Source organism: Bartonella sp. AP58NXGY, assembly GCF_042195785.1.
Taxonomy (GTDB): Bacteria; Pseudomonadota; Alphaproteobacteria; order Rhizobiales; family Rhizobiaceae; genus Bartonella.
Window position 1 is genome coordinate 1 of record NZ_JBHIOY010000004.1, and the last position, 17645, is coordinate 17645.

The 17645-nt window shown below is 40.8% G+C and carries 29 protein-coding genes; all 29 read left to right on the forward strand.

What is annotated here, in order from left to right:
- Positions 1-122: 122 nt before the first annotated feature.
- The 29 genes from rpsJ (at position 123) to ACFINC_RS03885 (ending at position 17431) form a co-directional block, all read left to right on the forward strand.
- A complete protein-coding gene (rpsJ, locus tag ACFINC_RS03745) occupies positions 123-431 on the forward strand; it encodes a 30S ribosomal protein S10 (protein WP_005773267.1) in 309 nt (102 codons plus the stop codon).
- A 27-nt stretch (positions 432-458) separates the two neighbouring features.
- Entirely contained in the window at positions 459-1196 is a 738-nt protein-coding gene (gene rplC / locus ACFINC_RS03750) for a 50S ribosomal protein L3 (RefSeq protein ID WP_375616171.1), read from the forward strand.
- Positions 1197-1198: 2 nt separating this feature from the next.
- On the forward strand, positions 1199-1819 hold the full coding sequence (gene rplD, locus ACFINC_RS03755) for a 50S ribosomal protein L4 (protein ID WP_375616172.1): 621 nt from the start codon (positions 1199-1201) through the stop codon (positions 1817-1819).
- The gene (locus ACFINC_RS03760; protein ID WP_375616173.1) at positions 1816-2109 is read left to right on the forward strand and encodes a 50S ribosomal protein L23; all 294 of its coding nucleotides are present in this window, start codon (positions 1816-1818) and stop codon (positions 2107-2109) included. Before rplD ends, ACFINC_RS03760 begins: the two co-directional genes overlap by 4 nt.
- A 21-nt stretch (positions 2110-2130) precedes the next feature.
- Positions 2131-2964 (forward strand): 50S ribosomal protein L2, encoded by an 834-nt coding sequence (gene rplB, locus ACFINC_RS03765; protein WP_375616174.1) that lies wholly within the window; start codon positions 2131-2133, stop codon positions 2962-2964.
- Positions 2965-2979: 15 nt separating this feature from the next.
- Positions 2980-3258, forward strand: a complete 279-nt coding sequence (gene rpsS, locus ACFINC_RS03770; protein ID WP_004855734.1) for a 30S ribosomal protein S19 — start codon at positions 2980-2982, stop codon at positions 3256-3258.
- A 2-nt stretch (positions 3259-3260) separates the two neighbouring features.
- The gene (rplV, locus tag ACFINC_RS03775; RefSeq protein WP_375616175.1) at positions 3261-3650 is read left to right on the forward strand and encodes a 50S ribosomal protein L22; all 390 of its coding nucleotides are present in this window, start codon (positions 3261-3263) and stop codon (positions 3648-3650) included.
- Positions 3650-4360, forward strand: a complete 711-nt coding sequence (gene rpsC, locus ACFINC_RS03780) for a 30S ribosomal protein S3 (RefSeq protein ID WP_375616176.1) — start codon at positions 3650-3652, stop codon at positions 4358-4360. The genes rplV and rpsC overlap by 1 nt, the downstream gene beginning before the upstream one ends.
- 35 nt (positions 4361-4395) lie before the next feature.
- A complete protein-coding gene (gene rplP / locus ACFINC_RS03785) occupies positions 4396-4809 on the forward strand; it encodes a 50S ribosomal protein L16 (protein WP_375616177.1) in 414 nt (137 codons plus the stop codon).
- 12 nt (positions 4810-4821) lie between these two features.
- On the forward strand, positions 4822-5022 hold the full coding sequence (rpmC, locus tag ACFINC_RS03790) for a 50S ribosomal protein L29 (protein WP_375616178.1): 201 nt from the start codon (positions 4822-4824) through the stop codon (positions 5020-5022).
- A gap of 12 nt (positions 5023-5034) precedes the next feature.
- Positions 5035-5274, forward strand: a complete 240-nt coding sequence (gene rpsQ, locus ACFINC_RS03795; RefSeq protein ID WP_375616179.1) for a 30S ribosomal protein S17 — start codon at positions 5035-5037, stop codon at positions 5272-5274.
- 142 nt (positions 5275-5416) lie between these two features.
- Positions 5417-5785, forward strand: a complete 369-nt coding sequence (gene rplN / locus ACFINC_RS03800) for a 50S ribosomal protein L14 (protein WP_004855715.1) — start codon at positions 5417-5419, stop codon at positions 5783-5785.
- A gap of 12 nt (positions 5786-5797) precedes the next feature.
- Positions 5798-6112, forward strand: coding sequence for a 50S ribosomal protein L24 (rplX, locus tag ACFINC_RS03805; protein ID WP_375616180.1), 315 nt, complete (start codon positions 5798-5800; stop codon positions 6110-6112).
- Complete coding sequence (gene rplE / locus ACFINC_RS03810; protein WP_375606713.1) at positions 6105-6662, forward strand: 50S ribosomal protein L5; 558 nt, start codon at positions 6105-6107, stop codon at positions 6660-6662. Before rplX ends, rplE begins: the two co-directional genes overlap by 8 nt.
- 24 nt (positions 6663-6686) lie before the next feature.
- Positions 6687-6992 (forward strand): 30S ribosomal protein S14, encoded by a 306-nt coding sequence (gene rpsN, locus ACFINC_RS03815; RefSeq protein ID WP_375616181.1) that lies wholly within the window; start codon positions 6687-6689, stop codon positions 6990-6992.
- Between the two features lie 14 nt (positions 6993-7006).
- Positions 7007-7405, forward strand: a complete 399-nt coding sequence (rpsH, locus tag ACFINC_RS03820; RefSeq protein ID WP_375606711.1) for a 30S ribosomal protein S8 — start codon at positions 7007-7009, stop codon at positions 7403-7405.
- Between the two features lie 39 nt (positions 7406-7444).
- Positions 7445-7978: a 50S ribosomal protein L6 gene (rplF, locus tag ACFINC_RS03825; RefSeq protein ID WP_375616182.1), complete on the forward strand. Its 534-nt coding sequence runs from the start codon at positions 7445-7447 to the stop codon at positions 7976-7978.
- 12 nt (positions 7979-7990) lie between these two features.
- Positions 7991-8353: a 50S ribosomal protein L18 gene (gene rplR / locus ACFINC_RS03830; protein WP_375608623.1), complete on the forward strand. Its 363-nt coding sequence runs from the start codon at positions 7991-7993 to the stop codon at positions 8351-8353.
- Between the two features lie 111 nt (positions 8354-8464).
- Complete coding sequence (gene rpsE / locus ACFINC_RS03835) at positions 8465-9013, forward strand: 30S ribosomal protein S5 (RefSeq protein ID WP_375608624.1); 549 nt, start codon at positions 8465-8467, stop codon at positions 9011-9013.
- A 31-nt stretch (positions 9014-9044) separates the two neighbouring features.
- Complete coding sequence (rpmD, locus tag ACFINC_RS03840; protein ID WP_375606709.1) at positions 9045-9251, forward strand: 50S ribosomal protein L30; 207 nt, start codon at positions 9045-9047, stop codon at positions 9249-9251.
- 20 nt (positions 9252-9271) lie between these two features.
- On the forward strand, positions 9272-9739 hold the full coding sequence (gene rplO / locus ACFINC_RS03845; RefSeq protein WP_375606708.1) for a 50S ribosomal protein L15: 468 nt from the start codon (positions 9272-9274) through the stop codon (positions 9737-9739).
- A gap of 161 nt (positions 9740-9900) precedes the next feature.
- Positions 9901-11247 (forward strand): preprotein translocase subunit SecY, encoded by a 1347-nt coding sequence (gene secY / locus ACFINC_RS03850; RefSeq protein ID WP_375616293.1) that lies wholly within the window; start codon positions 9901-9903, stop codon positions 11245-11247.
- Positions 11244-11822 (forward strand): adenylate kinase, encoded by a 579-nt coding sequence (locus tag ACFINC_RS03855; protein ID WP_375616183.1) that lies wholly within the window; start codon positions 11244-11246, stop codon positions 11820-11822. Before secY ends, ACFINC_RS03855 begins: the two co-directional genes overlap by 4 nt.
- Before the next feature lie 179 nt (positions 11823-12001).
- Positions 12002-12370 carry a 30S ribosomal protein S13 gene (rpsM, locus tag ACFINC_RS03860; protein ID WP_375608626.1) on the forward strand — a complete coding sequence of 123 codons (369 nt, stop codon included), beginning with the start codon at positions 12002-12004 and terminating at the stop codon, positions 12368-12370.
- Positions 12371-12485: 115 nt separating this feature from the next.
- Positions 12486-12875 (forward strand): 30S ribosomal protein S11, encoded by a 390-nt coding sequence (gene rpsK / locus ACFINC_RS03865; RefSeq protein ID WP_007347762.1) that lies wholly within the window; start codon positions 12486-12488, stop codon positions 12873-12875.
- 95 nt (positions 12876-12970) lie between these two features.
- The gene (locus tag ACFINC_RS03870) at positions 12971-13984 is read left to right on the forward strand and encodes a DNA-directed RNA polymerase subunit alpha (RefSeq protein ID WP_375608627.1); all 1014 of its coding nucleotides are present in this window, start codon (positions 12971-12973) and stop codon (positions 13982-13984) included.
- Positions 13985-14008: 24 nt separating this feature from the next.
- Positions 14009-14437, forward strand: a complete 429-nt coding sequence (rplQ, locus tag ACFINC_RS03875) for a 50S ribosomal protein L17 (protein ID WP_375616184.1) — start codon at positions 14009-14011, stop codon at positions 14435-14437.
- A gap of 270 nt (positions 14438-14707) precedes the next feature.
- Complete coding sequence (locus tag ACFINC_RS03880; RefSeq protein ID WP_375616185.1) at positions 14708-16102, forward strand: DegQ family serine endoprotease; 1395 nt, start codon at positions 14708-14710, stop codon at positions 16100-16102.
- Positions 16103-16111: 9 nt separating this feature from the next.
- Positions 16112-17431 carry a replication-associated recombination protein A gene (locus ACFINC_RS03885; RefSeq protein ID WP_375616186.1) on the forward strand — a complete coding sequence of 440 codons (1320 nt, stop codon included), beginning with the start codon at positions 16112-16114 and terminating at the stop codon, positions 17429-17431.
- The last annotated feature ends 214 nt before the right edge of the window (positions 17432-17645 follow it).

Genomic DNA, 17645 nt, shown 5'->3' on the forward strand with positions numbered 1-17645 from the left:
TGCTATTCGTGAAGGTGGTCGTACTGTTGGTGCCGGTATCGTCTCTAAGATCATTGAATAAATAATGCTTGTTGAGCACCTTGATTATTTGAGGTGCTTTGTATAACAGGGAAATAAAGAGCATGAACAGTCAAAATATCCGCATTCGCCTAAAAGCGTTTGATCATAGAATTCTTGATACGTCGACGCGTGAGATTGTATCGACTGCTAAACGTACCGGTGCAAATGTCCGTGGTCCCATTCCGCTTCCTACGCGGATTGAGAAGTTTACGGTCAATCGTGGACCGCATATCGATAAGAAGAGCCGTGAGCAGTTTGAAATGCGTACACATAAGCGTCTTCTTGATATTGTTGATCCAACGCCGCAAACAGTGGATGCGCTTATGAAGTTGGATCTTTCTGCTGGTGTGGATGTAGAAATTAAGCTCTGAGGTTTGAGGACAGAAGGAACAGACCCGATGCGTTCAGGTGTAATAGCACAGAAGCTGGGCATGACCCGTATTTATAATGATGCCGGCGAGCATGTGCCGGTGACAGTGCTTCGTTTGGAGAATTGTCAAGTCGTTGCTCAGCGTACAGTTGAAAAGAATGGTTATACTGCTGTTCAATTAGGTGTAGGCTTTGCCAAGGTTAAAAATACTTCGCAAGCTCTTCGTGGACATTTTGCTAAGGCTTCTGTTGAGCCTAAAGCCAAAATAGCAGAGTTTCGTGTTAGTCCCGATAATCTTCTTGATATCGGTACCGAAATTACAGTGGAACACTTTGTTCCAGGACAAAGAGTCGATGTGACGGGGACCAGTATTGGTAAGGGGTTTGCTGGTGTTATGAAACGGCATAATTTTGGTGGACACCGTGCTTCCCATGGTAATTCGATCACCCATCGTGCTCATGGTTCTACGGGGCAGTGCCAAGATCCTGGTAAAGTTTTTAAAGGTAAGAAAATGGCTGGCCATATGGGGCAAGTGCGTGTAACAACACAGAATATTGAAGTTGTTTCCACTGATATTGAGCGTGGTTTAATTTTAGTGCGTGGAGCTGTTTCTGGTTCTAAAGGCTCTTGGATTTTGGTGCGGGATGCTGTGAAGAAACCTCTTCCTGATAATGCTCCAAAACCTGCTGGTGTCCGCCGTCTTGTGAAGGAGAAAGCGGAAATGACTACTCCGGTAGCTGCAGCCTCTGAAGTTGAGGGAGCCTAATAATGGATCTTGTAATTAAAACTCTTGATGGTAAAGAAGCTGGCAAATTAAAGGTTTCTGAAGCTATTTTTGATCTTGTTCCGCGTGAGGATATTTTACAACGTGTTGTTCGTTGGCAGCTTGCACGTCGTCAGCAGGGGACTCATCAATCCCAAGGACGTTCTGATGTATCGCGAACAGGGGCAAAGATGTTTAAACAAAAAGGAACTGGTCGCGCTCGACATTCATCTGCACGTGCGCCACAGTTTAGAGGTGGTGGGAAGGCGCATGGGCCAGTGGTTCGTAACCATGCGCATGATCTTCCTAAAAAGATTCGTGCTCTTGGATTGCGTCTTGCTTTATCTGCAAAATTAAAAGCAAAAGATTTAATTATTGTAGATGAATTGAGTGTTAAGGATGCTAAAACGAAAATGCTTGTTTCTCATTTTTCTAAGCTTGGATTTAATAACGCTCTCTTGATTGATGGTAAAGAGATTGATATTAAGTTTTTTCGTGCAGCGTCTAATATTCCTAATATTGATATTTTACCTATTCAGGGAATTAATGTTTATGATATTTTGCGTCGCAGCAAACTTGTTTTATCAAAGGCAGCTGTTGAGGCTCTTGAGGAGCGTTTTAAATGACAGATCTTCGCCATTATGATATAATTATTAGTCCAGTTATTACTGAAAAGTCGACTATGATTTCTGAATATAATCAAGTTGCCTTTAATGTCGCGCCGAAAGCGACGAAGCCTGAGATTAAAGCTGCTGTTGAAGCGCTTTTTAGCGTAAAAGTTAAAGCAGTTAACACGGTAGTCCGTAAGGGTAAAGTGAAGCGTTTCAAAGGTATTGTTGGTCGGCAGAGTGATGTCAAAAAAGCGATCGTAACTCTGGCCAGTGGTCAGACTATCGACGTTTCGACAGGTCTTTAAAGAGGCTCGGAGATAGGAATAATGGCACTTAAGCAATTTAATCCAACGACACCTGGGCAGCGTCAGCTTGTTATTGTAGAACGCTCTTATCTTTATAAGGGAAAACCTGTAAAGATATTAACTGAAGGTTTGTCTTCAAAGGGTGGTCGTAATAATCGCGGTCGTGTTACTGCTCGTTTTCAAGGTGGTGGGCATAAACGGAGTTATCGGTTTGTTGACTTTAAACGTCTTAAACGTGATGTTTCGGCAAAAGTTGAGCGTTTAGAGTATGATCCTAATCGTACTGCTTTTATCGCTTTAATTCGCTATGAGGATGGGCAATTGAGTTATATCCTTGCGCCACAGCGTCTGGGTGTTGGTGATTCTGTTGTCTCTGGTTTAAATGTTGATGTTAAACCAGGGAATGCTATGCCCCTTGGGAATATGCCGGTAGGTACGATTATTCATAATGTTGAAATGAAGCCAGGAAAAGGGGGGCAGATTGCACGTTCAGCAGGTACTTATGCGCAGTTGGTTGGACGAGATCATGGTATGGCTATTCTTCGTTTAAATTCTGGTGAACAGCGGTTGGTTCCTAGCAGCTGTTTTGCAACTGTTGGGGCTGTTTCAAATCCTGATCATGGGAATATTAATGATGGTAAGGCGGGTCGATCACGTTGGCGTGGTAAGCGTCCACATGTTCGTGGTGTTGCTATGAATCCTGTTGATCATCCGCACGGTGGTGGTGAAGGTCGTACATCGGGGGGGCGTCATCCAGTGTCTCCTTGGGGTAAGCCTACAAAAGGTAAGCGTACGCGCTCCAATAAATCCACTGATAAGTTTATTATGCGTACGCGTCATCAGCGCAAGAAATGAGAAAGGTAGTCTGAAGTGGTTCGTTCAGTGTGGAAAGGTCCGTTTGTTGACGGCTATCTTCTTGGTAAAGCAGAGAAGGTACGTGCAAGTGGGCGCAATGAAGTTATAAAAATATGGAGTCGTCGCTCTACTATTTTGCCGCAGTTTGTTGGTTTAACTTTTGGTGTTTACAACGGTAATAAGCATATTCCTGTTTCTGTTTCTGAAGAGATGGTTGGACATAAGTTTGGTGAGTTTGCTCCTACCCGGACTTATTATGGTCATGGTGCCGATAAAAAAGCGAAGAGGAAGTAGGAATGGGAAAAGCTAAGGTTCCGCGCCAGCTTAAAGATAATGAAGCAAAAGCTGTTACACGGACGATTCGTGTTAGTCCGCAAAAGCTTAATTTAGTTGCTGCGATGATTCGTGGTAAAAGAGTTAATGTGGCGCTCGCTGATTTGATGTTTTCACGCAAACGTATTGCTGGTACTGTGAAAAAAACGCTTGAATCAGCAATTGCAAATGCAGAGAATAACCACGATCTTGATATTGATTCGCTTGTTGTTGCAGAGGCTTATGTTGGTAAGTCGATAGTGATGAAACGTTTTCATGTTCGTGGTCGAGGGCGTGCGAGTAGAATTGAGCGTCCATTTTCACATCTTACTGTTATTGTTCGTGAAGTTACCGAAAAAGTGGAGGCCGCGTAATGGGTCAGAAGATCAATCCAATAGGGCTTCGTCTTGGTGTTAATCGGACTTGGGATTCTCGTTGGTACGCTGATAGTGGTGAATATGGACGTCTTCTTCATGAAGATTTGAAAATTCGTTCGTATGTGCTTGAGGAACTTAAACAGGCGGCCATTTCTAAGGTTGTTATTGAGCGTCCTCATAAAAAGTGTCGCGTTACGATTCATTCTGCACGTCCTGGTTTGATTATTGGTAAAAAAGGTGCTGATATCGAAAAGCTTCGTCGTAAGCTTTCAGAGATGACCAATGCTGAAACTTCATTGAATATTGTGGAGATTCGTAAACCGGAGATTGATGCTACAATTATTGCACAATCAATTGCTCAACAGTTAGAGCGTCGTGTTGCTTTTCGTCGTGCAATGAAGCGTGCTGTTCAGTCTGCTATGCGTCTTGGTGCGGAAGGTATTCGTATCAATTGTTCTGGCCGTCTTGGTGGTGCTGAAATTGCTCGTATGGAATGGTATCGTGAAGGTCGTGTTCCACTTCATACCTTGCGTTCTGATGTTGATTACGGTACAGCAGAAGCTAAGACTGCCTATGGTATTTGTGGTATTAAAGTTTGGGTCTTTAAGGGTGAGATTCTTGAACATGATCCGATGGCTTCAGAGCGTCGTGCTACGGAAGTTGATCAATCTGGTTCTTCATCGAATCGTCGCCGCGAAAGTGCTTAGTTTTTGAGATTGAACTAAATTTGGAGTAGAGAACAATGTTGCAGCCAAAGCGCACAAAGTTCCGTAAACAGTTCAAGGGCCGTATTCACGGTGTTGCGAAGGGTGGTACGGATTTGAATTTCGGTGCCTACGGTTTGAAGGCGGTTGAGCCGGAGCGGGTTACTGCTCGTCAAATTGAAGCGGCGCGTCGTGCAATTACACGTTATATGAAACGTTCTGGTCGTGTGTGGATTCGCATTTTTCCAGATCTTCCAGTTACATCTAAACCGACTGAAGTTCGTATGGGTAAAGGTAAGGGAAGTGTTGATTATTGGGCTGCGCGTGTTGCTCCTGGACGTATCATGTTTGAACTTGATGGCGTTCCTGAAGATATTGCACGTGAAGCGCTGAGGTTGGGTGCTGCAAAGTTACCTATAAAGACGCGTTTCATCCAGCGTATTGCTGAATAAAGAGGTTAAGCGATGAGAGCCACAGAATTACGGGCGCAAACGCTCGACCAAATGAAAGATGAATTGGCTAAGTTGAAAAAAGAGCAATTTAATTTGCGCTTTCAAAAAGCAACTGGACAATTAGAAAAGACTGCGCGCGTTAAACAAGTTCGTCGTGATATTGCGCGTGTTAAAACTTTTCTTCGTCAAAAGATAAGTGAAAGTAAGGTTTAAGGAAAATAAGAGATGCCTAAACGCGTTTTGCAGGGTGTTGTTATTAGCGACAAAAGCGATAAAACTGTCGTTGTTAAAGTTGAGCGTCGTTATTCTCATCCGCTTCTTAAGAAGACTGTTCGGCAGTCTAAAAATTATAAAGCGCATGACGAAAACAACCAATTCAGGATTGGGGATCAAGTTTCTATTCAAGAATCTAAACCAATTTCGAAAGATAAATGTTGGATTGTTTTAAAGGACAATGTAGCGTAATTAGTAAGTTTATTGTTTTAGAATTTAATAGTGGTTTTTCGTTAATAAATTTGAGGACGATAGCTTTATCGTTATTTGGCAGGCAAATCCGAGTATGTAAAAGATACAATCGGATGTATATGTTAAGAGAAGGTGGCCAGTCATGATTCAGATGCAAACAAACCTCGACGTTGCTGATAATTCTGGTGCTCGTCGTGTCATGTGCATCAAGGTGTTAGGCGGTTCAAAGCGAAAATATGCTTCGGTCGGTGACATTATTGTTGTTTCGGTTAAGGATGCTATTCCTCGTGGCCGTGTTAAAAAGGGTGATGTTATGAAAGCTGTTGTGGTTCGTACTGCTAAGGATATTCGTCGTGCAGATGGTAGTGTCATTCGTTTTGATAGTAATGCTGCGGTTTTAGTAGATAATAAAAAAGAGCCGATTGGTACGCGTATCTTTGGACCTGTTCCTCGTGAATTGCGTGGTAGGAATCATATGAAGATCATCTCTCTCGCTCCTGAAGTGCTGTAAGGAGTAGATGTTATGCAGAAGATTCGAAAAGGTGATAGAGTTGTTGTTTTATCCGGTAAGGATAAAGGGTGTAGTGGTGAAGTAATTAAGGTTAATCCGAAAGATAATAAGGCTTTTGTTCGTGGGGTTAATATGATTAAACGTCATCAACGTCAAACGCAGAAGCAAGAAGCTGGAATTATTTCTAAGGAAGCTCCAATTCATCTGTCTAATTTGGCGATTGCTGATCCTAAAGATGGTAAGCCTACACGTGTAGGCTTTCGTATGAATGCAGATGGTAATAAAGTGCGTTTTGCCAAGCGTTCGGGAGAGTTGATTAATGGCTGAGGAAAGACAAATACCGCGTATGAAAGCGCATTATTTTGAAGTGATCCGTAAAACACTTCAAGAAAAGTTTAATTACAAAAATGCGATGCAAATTCCGCGGATTGATAAAATTGTGATAAATATGGGGATAGGTGAAGCGACTGCTGATTCGAAAAAGCCTTCCCTTGCTGCTGAGGATTTAGGGCTTATAACAGGTCAGAAGGCTGTTATTACGCGTGCACGTAATTCTATTGCAACCTTTAAGGTTCGTGAAGGAATGCCTCTTGGGGCTAAAGTTACATTGCGTAAAGATCGTATGTTTGAGTTTTTAGATCGTCTTGTTACGATTGCTCTTCCGCGGGTTCGTGACTTTCGTGGTTTAAATCCAAAAAGCTTTGATGGTCGTGGCAATTTTGCTATGGGTATTAAAGAACACATTGTGTTTCCAGAAATTAACTATGATAAAGTTGATCAAATTTGGGGCATGGATATTATCGTTTGTACGACAGCAAAAACGGATGATGAAGCTCGTGAACTATTGCGTGCTTTTAATTTTCCTTTTCGTTCGTAACGGCAAACGTAGCGAGGTGAAATTATGGCCAAAGTAAGTGCCGTTGAAAAAAATAAACGTCGTGAGGTGATGGTGAAGCGTTATGCTGCACGTCGTGCACGTTTGAAAGCAATAGTGATGGATCAGAAGCTTTCTCTTGAGGAACGCTTTAAAGCTTCCGTTCAATTAGCAGAATTGCCACGTAATTCTGCAAAAGTTCGTGTTCGTAATCGCTGTGAGGTTTCAGGTCGTCCACGGGCTTATTACCGTAAGTTAAAAATGTCGCGAATTGCATTGCGTGAACTTGGCTCTGTGGGCCATATCCCTGGTATTGTAAAGTCTAGTTGGTAAGAGGAGATTATTCAATGTCTATGTCAGATCCTCTTGGTGATATGTTAACACGTATTCGTAATGCACTTGGTCGTAAAAAAGGCAAAGTGGTTACTCCAGCTTCGAAGCTTCGTGCACACGTTCTTGATGTTTTGCAGTCAGAAGGTTATATTCGGGGATATAATCGCGTTGATTTAGGTGATGGAAAAGCTGAAATTGAAATCGAGTTGAAGTATTTTGAAGGGCTGGCTGCTATTCGTGAGATTTCACGTGTGTCAAAGCCAGGGCGTCGTGTGTATGTTTCTGCTAAGTCACTTCCGCAGGTGGCAAATGGTTTAGGTATTTCGATTTTATCGACTCCTAAAGGCGTTATGGCGGATCATGAAGCGCGTGAACAGAATGTTGGTGGAGAACTCCTTTGTCGTGTTTTCTAAGTTATGTCAAGAAAACGGAAGAAAAATTAGGTTAGAACAATGTCTCGTATTGGAAAGAAACCCATTTCAATTCCTTCTGGAGTTACTGCTACTGTTGAAGGTCAGCTGGTTAAGGCAAAAGGTCCAAAAGGTGAACTCAGTTACGTCGTTAATGATGAAGTCTTAGTCAAACTTGAGGAAAATGTTATATCAGTTGCGCCGCGGGATCAATCAAAAGATGCGCGCTCTAAATGGGGTATGTCGCGCTCAATGATTGAAAACATTTTTTGTGGTGTAAAAGATGGTTTTGAAAAGAGGTTGGAAATCAATGGGGTTGGTTATCGTGCTGCTTTGCAGGGTAAGGATGTTCAACTATCTTTAGGTTTTTCACATGATGTGGTTTATAAAGTTCCATCAGGTGTTACTGTAACTGTTCCTAAACCCACGGAGATTGTTATTTCTGGAATTAATAAACAGCAAGTTGGACAAGTCGCAGCAGAGATTCGCGAGTATCGTAGACCTGAGCCTTATAAGGGTAAAGGCGTTAAACATGCAGATGAACATATCTTCCGTAAAGAAGGTAAAAAGAAATAAGGATTTTGTATTATGGTTTCATCTAAGGACATTATCCGGCGTCGTGCAAGACGTGTTCGTCGTAGGATCAAAATGGTTTCTCATAATCGTCCTCGACTTAGTATTTATCGTTCAAATCAGAATATCTATGCTCAAGTTATCGATGATTTACGGGGATGTACACTTGTTTCAGCTTCTACTCTTGAAAGTGATTTAAAGAAGTCGTTAAAGAGTGGTGCTGATAAAGAAGCTGCCTTTGCTGTTGGTAAGTTAATTGCTGAACGTGCGAAGCAAGTTGGTGTGAGCGACGTGGTTTTTGATCGTGGAGCCTATGTGTATCACGGTCGTGTCAAGGCTTTGGCTGAAGCTGCTCGTGAAGGTGGTTTGAATTTCTAAAATTTCCTCTTTATGAATGCGTAAGGAGAGTTTAGAGTATTTCGTTTAGGTTCTTCTAGTTTGATGAGGAGCTTTATTATCGTGCTTCCGGAAAAGAAAAAGGAATGAGGAATGGCACAAAAAGAACGTAGTGAAAGAGAAGAACGCGATAATGAGTTTGTCGATAGGCTCGTTCATATTAATCGTGTTGCTAAAGTTGTAAAGGGTGGACGGCGTTTTGGTTTTGCTGCTCTTGTTGTTGTTGGAGATCAAAAAGGGCGTGTGGGTTTTGGTCATGGTAAAGCTCGTGAAGTTCCGGAAGCTGTTCGTAAAGCAACGGAATCTGCAAAGCGTGGGATGATTTATGTTCCGCTTCGGTCTGGACGCACATTGCATCATGATCTTGAAGGTCGTCACGGAGCGGGGCGTGTTTTATTGCGTTCAGCTTCTGCGGGTACTGGGATTATTGCTGGGGGGCCGATGCGGGCTATTTTTGAAGCTCTTGGTATGCAGGATGTTGTTGCAAAATCATTAGGATCTTCGAACCCTTATAACATGGTTCGTGCAACATTTGATGCATTGAAACATCAAATGCATCCTCGAGATATTGCTGCTCAGCGTGGTATAAAATACTCAACTTTGCAGGCGCGTCGTCGCCATTTAGTTGATGTAGAAGGGTAGTTTCTGAGATTATCAGAAAAGGAATTAGGAAATGGTTCAAAAAAAATCTCAGAGTGGTAAAACTGTGATGGTAGAGCAAATTGGAAGCCCTATTCGAAAATCACAGATTCAGCGTGCAACCTTAAAAGGGCTTGGATTAAATAAGATGCGTCGGCGGCGTGTTTTAGAAGATACACTTTGTGTACGGGGTATGATTGCTCAGGTTCGGCATCTTGTTCGCGTTATAGATGAAGATTAAGGGTTGCAGGAGTATTAGATATGAAACTCAATGAACTGCGTGATTGCGAAGGCGCAACAAAAAATCGTAAGCGTGTTGGACGAGGTATTGGCTCGGGTATTGGTAAGACTGGTGGTCGCGGTGTCAAAGGACAAAGGTCACGTTCTGGTGTTTCCCTTAATGGTTTTGAAGGTGGGCAAATGCCTATCTATCGTCGTTTACCGAAACGTGGATTTAAGAATTTCTTCGCCAAAACCTATAATGAAGTTTCTTTGGGACGTATTCAGTCAGCCGTTGATGCAGGAAAGTTGGATATTGAAAAGCCTGTTGATATGATTGCTTTGAAAGAGGCTGGTATTATTCGTCGTAAAAAGGATGGGGTTCGTCTTCTTTCTGATGGTGATTTGAAAGCTAAGATTATCTTTCATGTTTCTGGAGCTTCAGAAGCTACTCGTGTTAAAGTTGAAAAAGTGGGTGGTCAGATTATTTTTCCTGATGTTGTTCAATAATTTTTTGATATGAGTAGAGATCTGAAGAAGGGTTATATATATTCTGCAAAATATTTTGTGTGAAATTTTTTAAGTTCCGCATTTATTCTTGTATAAAGATATGAGTTTTAGGGTTATACTTCTGTGATTTAAAGAACTGGAGTGTGAAGTGGAGACGTTTTATGGCATCAGCAGCAGAGCAATTTGCTTCCAATATAAACTTCGGTACCTTTTCGCGTGCAACTGAATTAAAGAAACGCATCTGGTTTACTCTGGCGGCACTTCTTGTCTATCGTTTTGGCACTTATATCTCTCTTCCAGGTATTAATATTGATGCTTTACGGCAAACCTTTGAACATCATGCATCAGGTGTATTAGGACTCTTTAATATGTTTGCAGGGGGTGCTGTTGGGCGTATGGCGATTTTTGCGCTGGGTATCATGCCTTATATCTCAGCATCTATTATTGTACAGTTGTTAACATCTATTATTCCTTCTTTGGAGACTCTTAAAAAAGAAGGGGAATTAGGTCGTAAGATTATTAATCAGTATACGCGTTATGTAACAGTTGTATTGGCAATTCTACAAGCTTTCGGTATCGCGGTTGCGCTTGAAAGTGGTATAGGGACAGGGCTTCAAATTGTTTTAGAACCAGGTCTGATGTTTCGTATCTCTTCTGTTATTACACTTGTTGGTGGGACAATGTTTCTCATGTGGCTTGGCGAGCAAATTACGTCACGCGGTGTTGGTAACGGGGTTTCTCTCATCATTTTTACAGGAATTGTAGCTAACTTTCCTTCTACTTTTGCTCAGCTTTTGACAGCTCATAGCCAAGCTGATTTATCAACTTTTCTTTTAATAGGAATCGTCCTTATTGCTGTTTTGGTTATCGGACTTATTGTTTTTATAGAGCGTGCGCAACGGCGAATTCTTATTCAGTACCCGAAGCGTCAGGTTGGTAATCAAATGTTTCAAGGCGATATGTCGCATCTTCCTTTAAAGTTGAATACTGCTGGTGTTATTCCACCTATTTTCGCTTCATCTTTATTGTTATTACCAGCCACTATTAATAACTTTTCTGATAAAATGCCACAATGGGTTCAGGCTATTTCTTATTCTCTTGGTCATGGACAGCCACTTTATATGATCGTTTATGCATTTTTAATGGCGTTTTTCTGCTTTTTTTATACGGCGATAGTGTTTAATCCAAGTGATACTGCAGATCAGTTGAAAAAACATTCTGGTTTTATTCCAGGGATTCGTCCAGGTGAACGCACAGCCCAATATATTGATTACGTTTTGACACGTATTACTGTTGTGGGGGCTCTTTATATCATCTTGGTTTGTTTGTTGCCTGAATTTATGATATCTGCATTACAGGTTCCTTTTTATCTTGGGGGGACGTCCTTGTTGATTGTTGTTACTGTCACACTTGATACAGTTGCTCAAATTCAGGGATACCTTGTTGCTCACCAATATGAAGGGTTGATAAAAAAATCAAAACTTCGTGGAGGTAGAAGGAATCGATGAGGGTTATTCTTTTAGGTCCTCCTGGAGCGGGGAAAGGGACGCAAGCTAAAATGTTGACTGAGGAATATAACATTCCTCATTTATCAACAGGGGATATGTTGCGTGAGGTTATTACTAAAGAAACGGAAATTGGTAAAAAAACTAAGAGTATTATAAGCTCTGGTGCTTTAGTTCCTGATAGCATTGTTAATCAAATCGTATCAGATCGGATTGATGAAACTGATTGTATAAATGGTTTTGTTTTGGATGGGTATCCACGAACTGTGCAGCAGGCAGAAGCGTTACAACAGATACTAGAGTTAAAAAATATGCAGCTTGATGCTGTTATTGAGTTGTGTGTTGATGAAGAAGTGTTGATTGAACGTATGAAGATGCGTGTTCAGGAAACAATAGCGGCTGGTGGACAGGTTCGTTTAGATGACAATCCTGTTGTTTTTGCAAAAAGATTAGTAGAATATCGTGAAAAAACAGCTCCCTTATCAAAATTTTATTCGGAGAGGGGAATGTTAAAGGTCGTTGATGGAATGATTGGTATTACTGAAGTGGCACGTATGATTAGAGGGTTTCTTTCATAAGATTTTTTTTAGAAGTAAATGAAAAGAGTTGACTTTTGAGATGAAATCTATCACAAACAAATTCAATTTATTTCAGTGAAATAAGAGGATTCGGAAGAATTTTGTTCTGAGTCTATTTTTTTTGTAAGGTACATCAGGTATTTGATGCCAATTTGTCAACATAACTAAGGAGAGTGAACGTGGCTCGTATTGCTGGAGTCAATATCCCGACAAATAAGCGTGTAATTATTGCACTTCAATATATCCACGGGATTGGACCAAAATTTGCTCAGGAAATTATTGAACGGGTTGGCATTCCTATAGGGCGTCGTGTGCATGAGCTTTCAGATGCCGAAGTGTTGCAGATTCGTGAGGCGATAGATCAGGGCTATCAAGTTGAAGGTGATCTTCGTCGTGAAGTGGCTATGAATGTTAAGCGTTTGATGGACCTTGGTTGTTATCGTGGATTGCGGCATCGTCGGTCTTTGCCTGTCCGAGGACAGCGTACGCATACGAATGCTCGTACGCGTAAGGGGCCTGCTAAAGCAATTGCCGGTAAAAAGAAATAAGGGCATTTGTATAAGGTTTTTTATATATTCTTTTTTTGTTCTATTTGTTTGACAAGGAAAAGTAAGGTGGAGCTGCTGATGTTACGGCAGTGATGAGATCGTTGAAAGGGAAATTATGGCCAAGGAAGCCACACGTGTTCGTCGTCGCGAACGTAAAAATATTTCATCGGGTGTTGTACATATTAATTCAACATTTAATAACACAATGATTACTATTACTGATGCTCAGGGAAATGCGATTGCATGGTCGTCTGCTGGTGCTCAGGGATTTAAAGGGGCCCGTAAATCTACACCTTTTGCCGCTCAAGTTGCTGCGGAAGATTGTGCGAGAAAAGCGCAAGAGCATGGTATGCGTTCTTTGGAAGTTGAAGTTTGTGGTCCTGGTTCAGGGCGTGAATCTGCTCTACGTGCGTTGCAATCTGTTGGTTTTGTCATTACTTCTATTCGTGATGTAACACCAATTCCTCATAATGGATGTCGTCCTCGAAAAAGACGGCGTGTTTAATTGGGTGTTGTTTTTTTGTTGTCGGAGATTTCTCTGATGTTCACATTGGTCGTTACGATTGAATGGTAACGGAACTAAAGAACGGGAATAAAAATATGATCCAGAAAAACTGGCAGGAACTTATTAAACCCAATAAGGTTGAGTCATGTGCGCATGATAATCCAAATATTACGAGCGTGATTGCTGAACCTCTTGAGCGGGGCTTTGGCTTAACGTTAGGAAATGCGCTTCGTCGTGTTTTGTTATCTTCGCTTCGTGGTGCGGCTATTACTGCTGTGCAGATTGACGGTGTCTTACATGAATTTTCGTCAATTCCTGGTGTTCGTGAAGATGTTACAGATATTATTTTGAATATCAAAGAGATTGCGCTTCGTATGCAAGAAGAGGGGCCTAAGCGTGTCGTTGTTTATAAAGAGGGTCCTGGTGTTGTGAGAGCGGGAGATATCAATACCGTTGGAGATATGGAAATTCTAAATCCAGATCATGTTATTTGTACTCTTGATGAAGATGCTGAAATTCGTATGGAGTTTATTGTCAATACAGGAAAAGGCTATGTTCCATCTGATCGTAATTGTGTTGATGATGCACGCATAGGACTTATTCCAATTGATAGTCTCTATTCACCAATTCGTAAAGTGTCTTATAAGGTAGAAAATACGCGTGAAGGTCAAGTTCTGGATTATGATAAATTAACGTTGACGATTGAAACAAATGGTGCTGTTAATGGAGAAGATGCTGTTGCTTTTGCCGCACGTATTCTTCAAGATCAATTGTCGTTATTTATCAACTTTGAAGAGCCACAGAAGGAGGCTGTTGAAGAGACTGATTCTGAGCTTTCTTTTAATCCTGCACTTCTCAAAAAAGTGGATGAATTAGAACTTTCAGTTCGTTCAGCAAATTGTCTTAAGAATGATAATATTGTTTATATTGGTGATCTTATTCAAAAAACGGAGTCTGAAATGCTTCGGACACCAAATTTTGGTCGCAAGTCGTTGAATGAAATTAAAGAAGTCTTAGCATGTATGGGGTTACATCTTGGAATGGAAATTCCTGCATGGCCGCCTGAAAACATTGATGATCTTGCTAAACGCTATGAAGATCAGTATTAAAATTAGAATTTAAGGAGAGGGCTTATGCGCCATAGTAAGTCAGGCCGCAAGTTGAATCGGACTGCCAGTCACCGTAAAGCGATGTTTGCAAATATGGCAACTTCGTTGATCGAGCATGAGCAGATTGTAACAACATTGCCAAAGGCTAAGGAAATTCGTCCTATTGTTGAAAAACTCGTTACTCTTGGTAAGCGTGGTGGTTTGCATGCGCGTCGACAAGCAATTGCAGCACTTCGTGATGCAGGGAAGGTTGCAAAATTATTTGATACGCTTGCGCCACGTTATGCATCACGCAACGGTGGGTATTTACGTATTATGAAAGCAGGGTTTCGTACCGGTGATAATGCGCCCATGGCTGTTATAGAATTTGTTGATCGTGATGTCGAAGCGAAAGGAGCTGGGGATCGTGCTCGTATGGAAGCTTCTGAGAATGAAAAGGAAACTTCTTCGTAGAGTTTTTTTTATTCTGTTGAATTTTTAAAGGCCGCCTTGTCTTGGGCGGTTTTTTTGTGAGCATTTTTAGGTTATTTTACTTGAAAAATAGATGCAGAGAGAAAATTATAGGATATTGAATTATCTGATTTTTATAATATTTATTATTCAAATAAGTTGTTTTTATTCTCTATTATGAAATATTAATAAGAGAGCCTTAATTTGCGGGGATGTGTTTTTTAAATTCTATTAATCTTCAACAGAATGTGCTGATTTTATAAGGAGTAGATTATGAGGTATTCTTTTTGGGTGCGACTTTTTTTGGCGATTATGATACCGATATCGTTTGATCATGCATATTCTCATATCCCTCAAACACAAAAAGAAATCACTCTTTCATTTGCTCCTTTAGTTAAAAAGACAGTTCCATCTGTTGTAAATATTTATGCAGCTCGACAAATTAGAGCACGATCACCTTTTGAGGGTGATCCATTTTTTGAGCAATTTTTTGGACGTTTTCAAAATAATTTTCCTGTTCGTAAGCAGTCGTCATTAGGATCAGGGGTGATTGTTGATGCACGGGGTTTGATTGTTACAAATTACCACGTTATTAAAGATGCAAGCGAAATTAAAGTGGCTTTTTCTGATGGGCGCGAGTTTGAGAGCAAGATCGTGCTCAAAGATGAAGCAACTGATATTGCTGTTCTTGAAGTTGATGCAAAAGATGCTCAGTTTCCCGTTTTGCCTTTGGGAAATTCTGATGCTGTTGAAGTTGGTGATCTTGTTCTTGCTATTGGTAATCCTTTTGGTGTTGGTCAAACGGTTACCAGTGGAATTGTTTCAGCGCAAGCGCGTACACGTGTTGGGATTTCTGATTTTGACTTTTTTATTCAAACAGACGCTGCCATTAATCCAGGGAATTCTGGTGGCGCTTTAATTGATATGAAAGGTGAGTTAATCGGGATTAATACGGCTATTTATTCGCGTTCGGGTGGTTCTGTAGGGATTGGTTTTGCTATTCCAGTTAATCTTGTAAAAGTGATGCTTGATACTGTTAAACGCGGTGGAAAATATTTTGTGCCGCCTTATATTGGGGCATCTTTTCAAAATGTTACGCCTGATATTGCTGGTGGGTTAGGTTTAGAACGTCCCTATGGTGCTCTTATTGTTGAAGTTATCAAAGATAGTCCTGCTGAAAAAGCTGGTTTGAAAGTGGGCGATGTCATTTTGAGTGTGCAAGGGATGCGCGTTGATAGTCCAGATAGTCTTGGGTATCGTTTGATGATTGCGGGCATTGGGCATAGTCTTGATTTAGAATATTTACGAAGTGGAAAAACTTTAAAAACACAAATAATGCTTTCATCGATTTCGGAAACTGAATTTTTAAAATCTGAAAAAATTACGGGTGAAAATCCTCTTGCTGGTGCTGAAGTGTTAGATTTAACGCCGCAAAATAGTCGACGTTTTAATCTTCCTATATCTGCAAAAGGTGTTGTGATTACCAATCTTGATGAAATGAGCAATGCTGCTGGAATTTTTCGGTCAGGAGATATTCTACGTGTGGTCAATGGCCATAAAATTCAAACAGTTCATCAGTTGAAAAAGATTCTTATGCAAGCTCGTTCGCGTACTTGGCAATTGGAATATGAACGTGATGGTATGTATATTCGCCAATTTATTCGTTGAGGTTTTTTTTTGAAGAAAGATTTTTTTACTTCGTCGTTTGATCTTCAAGTTCATAAAAATCGGCCACTTGCAGAAAGAATGCGCCCTTGTTCTCTCAATGATGTTGTGGGACAAAAGCATTTGATTGGAGAGGATGGTTTGCTTTCACGTATGGCGGCAACTGGTTCAATTGGATCGATGATTTTTTGGGGGCCTCCAGGGACGGGAAAAACGACCGTTGCACGTTTGTTAGCGCTTGAAACAAATTTTGCGTTTGAACAAGTTTCTGCTATTTTTACAGGCGTTTCTGAACTTAAAAGGATTTTTGAAGGTGCACAGAGGCGTTTTATCTCTGGAGATAAAACTCTTTTGTTTGTTGATGAAATTCATCGGTTTAATCGTGCACAGCAGGATAGTTTTCTTCCTGTTATGGAAGAAGGTACTGTGGTACTTATAGGAGCAACAACCGAAAATCCTTCTTTTGAGCTTAATGCTGCTCTTCTTTCGCGGGCACGCGTTTTGACATTTTTTCCCCATGATCATGAAAGTTTGAACATGCTTTTGAGGCGCGCTGAAGAAGTGGAGGGAAAATGTCTACCCTTGGATAATGATGCTAGAGACGTTTTGATAGAAATGTCTGATGGTGATGCACGGGTAGCATTGACATTGGCAGAGGAAGTTTGGTCTATTACACCATCGGGAGAAATTCTTGATGTTGTTGCTTTGCAAAAAGTTATTCAGCGCCGTGCGCCCATTTATGATAAAGGACGAGATGGGCATTATAATCTCATTTCAGCTTTGCATAAATCTGTTCGTGGATCTGATCCTGATGCAGCGCTTTATTATTTAGCACGTATGTTGGATGCTGGTGAAGATCCTCTCTATATTGGGCGAAGATTGGTTCGTATGGCTGTTGAAGATGTTGGTTTGGCAGATCCTCAAGCTCTTGTCATTTGTAATGCGGCAAAAGACGCCTATGATTATTTAGGATCACCGGAAGGAGAACTGGCTTTGGCACAGGCATGTCTTTATGTTGCAACTGCGCCAAAGTCAAACGCAACATATCTCGCGTATAAAGCAGCATTGTATTGTGCTCGCAAAAATGGCTCTTTGCCGCCTCCTAAGCATATTCTTAATGCACCTACGAAATTTATGAAGGAGGAAGGGTATGGAGATGGTTATTGTTATGATCATGATGCACCAGATGCTTTTTCAGGGCAAGAGTACTTTCCTGAAAAACTTGGGCGTCAGAGTTATTATAAACCAGTTGAGCGTGGTTTTGAACGTGAAATTGTGAAACGTCTTGAATGGTGGAAACAATTGCGCCAAAAACGTAAAAATCAAAAATAACATTTAAATTGAAATACGTTTTTTATTGATTTTGAATTTATTGGTTATCCCTTATATAATTGTATGAACAATTTAGCTTATTTTTAGATACTTATTTCATTGCTCGTAGAGCAATTTTTTTATTGGTATCTTCAAAAACAGATATCTTTTTACAGATTCAAATTGAAAAAATATTTCATTCAAATATTAAACTACTTTGATTTTTATGATTTTA

Bases quoted from the DNA above. Each gene is read 5' to 3' on its own strand.
- ACFINC_RS03870 (WP_375608627.1), top strand. From the start codon at position 12,971: ATGATCCAGAAAAACTGGCAGGAACTTATTAAACCCAATAAGGTTGAG.
- rplX (WP_375616180.1), top strand. From the start codon at position 5,798: ATGCAGAAGATTCGAAAAGGTGATAGAGTTGTTGTTTTATCCGGTAAG.
- rplR (WP_375608623.1), top strand. From the start codon at position 7,991: ATGGTTTCATCTAAGGACATTATCCGGCGTCGTGCAAGACGTGTTCGT.
- rpsN (WP_375616181.1), top strand. From the start codon at position 6,687: ATGGCCAAAGTAAGTGCCGTTGAAAAAAATAAACGTCGTGAGGTGATG.
- rpsE (WP_375608624.1), top strand. From the start codon at position 8,465: ATGGCACAAAAAGAACGTAGTGAAAGAGAAGAACGCGATAATGAGTTT.
- rpsH (WP_375606711.1), top strand. From the start codon at position 7,007: ATGTCTATGTCAGATCCTCTTGGTGATATGTTAACACGTATTCGTAAT.
- rplF (WP_375616182.1), top strand. From the start codon at position 7,445: ATGTCTCGTATTGGAAAGAAACCCATTTCAATTCCTTCTGGAGTTACT.
- rplC (WP_375616171.1), top strand. From the start codon at position 459: ATGCGTTCAGGTGTAATAGCACAGAAGCTGGGCATGACCCGTATTTAT.
- ACFINC_RS03880 (WP_375616185.1), top strand. From the start codon at position 14,708: ATGAGGTATTCTTTTTGGGTGCGACTTTTTTTGGCGATTATGATACCG.
- rplO (WP_375606708.1), top strand. From the start codon at position 9,272: ATGAAACTCAATGAACTGCGTGATTGCGAAGGCGCAACAAAAAATCGT.
- secY (WP_375616293.1), top strand. From the start codon at position 9,901: ATGGCATCAGCAGCAGAGCAATTTGCTTCCAATATAAACTTCGGTACC.
- rplP (WP_375616177.1), top strand. From the start codon at position 4,396: ATGTTGCAGCCAAAGCGCACAAAGTTCCGTAAACAGTTCAAGGGCCGT.
- rpsJ (WP_005773267.1), top strand. From the start codon at position 123: ATGAACAGTCAAAATATCCGCATTCGCCTAAAAGCGTTTGATCATAGA.
- rpsK (WP_007347762.1), top strand. From the start codon at position 12,486: ATGGCCAAGGAAGCCACACGTGTTCGTCGTCGCGAACGTAAAAATATT.
- ACFINC_RS03760 (WP_375616173.1), top strand. From the start codon at position 1,816: ATGACAGATCTTCGCCATTATGATATAATTATTAGTCCAGTTATTACT.
- rpmC (WP_375616178.1), top strand. From the start codon at position 4,822: ATGAGAGCCACAGAATTACGGGCGCAAACGCTCGACCAAATGAAAGAT.
- rpsQ (WP_375616179.1), top strand. From the start codon at position 5,035: ATGCCTAAACGCGTTTTGCAGGGTGTTGTTATTAGCGACAAAAGCGAT.
- rplD (WP_375616172.1), top strand. From the start codon at position 1,199: ATGGATCTTGTAATTAAAACTCTTGATGGTAAAGAAGCTGGCAAATTA.
- rplQ (WP_375616184.1), top strand. From the start codon at position 14,009: ATGCGCCATAGTAAGTCAGGCCGCAAGTTGAATCGGACTGCCAGTCAC.
- rplN (WP_004855715.1), top strand. From the start codon at position 5,417: ATGATTCAGATGCAAACAAACCTCGACGTTGCTGATAATTCTGGTGCT.
- rplV (WP_375616175.1), top strand. From the start codon at position 3,261: ATGGGAAAAGCTAAGGTTCCGCGCCAGCTTAAAGATAATGAAGCAAAA.
- rplB (WP_375616174.1), top strand. From the start codon at position 2,131: ATGGCACTTAAGCAATTTAATCCAACGACACCTGGGCAGCGTCAGCTT.
- ACFINC_RS03855 (WP_375616183.1), top strand. From the start codon at position 11,244: ATGAGGGTTATTCTTTTAGGTCCTCCTGGAGCGGGGAAAGGGACGCAA.
- rpmD (WP_375606709.1), top strand. From the start codon at position 9,045: ATGGTTCAAAAAAAATCTCAGAGTGGTAAAACTGTGATGGTAGAGCAA.
- rplE (WP_375606713.1), top strand. From the start codon at position 6,105: ATGGCTGAGGAAAGACAAATACCGCGTATGAAAGCGCATTATTTTGAA.
- rpsC (WP_375616176.1), top strand. From the start codon at position 3,650: ATGGGTCAGAAGATCAATCCAATAGGGCTTCGTCTTGGTGTTAATCGG.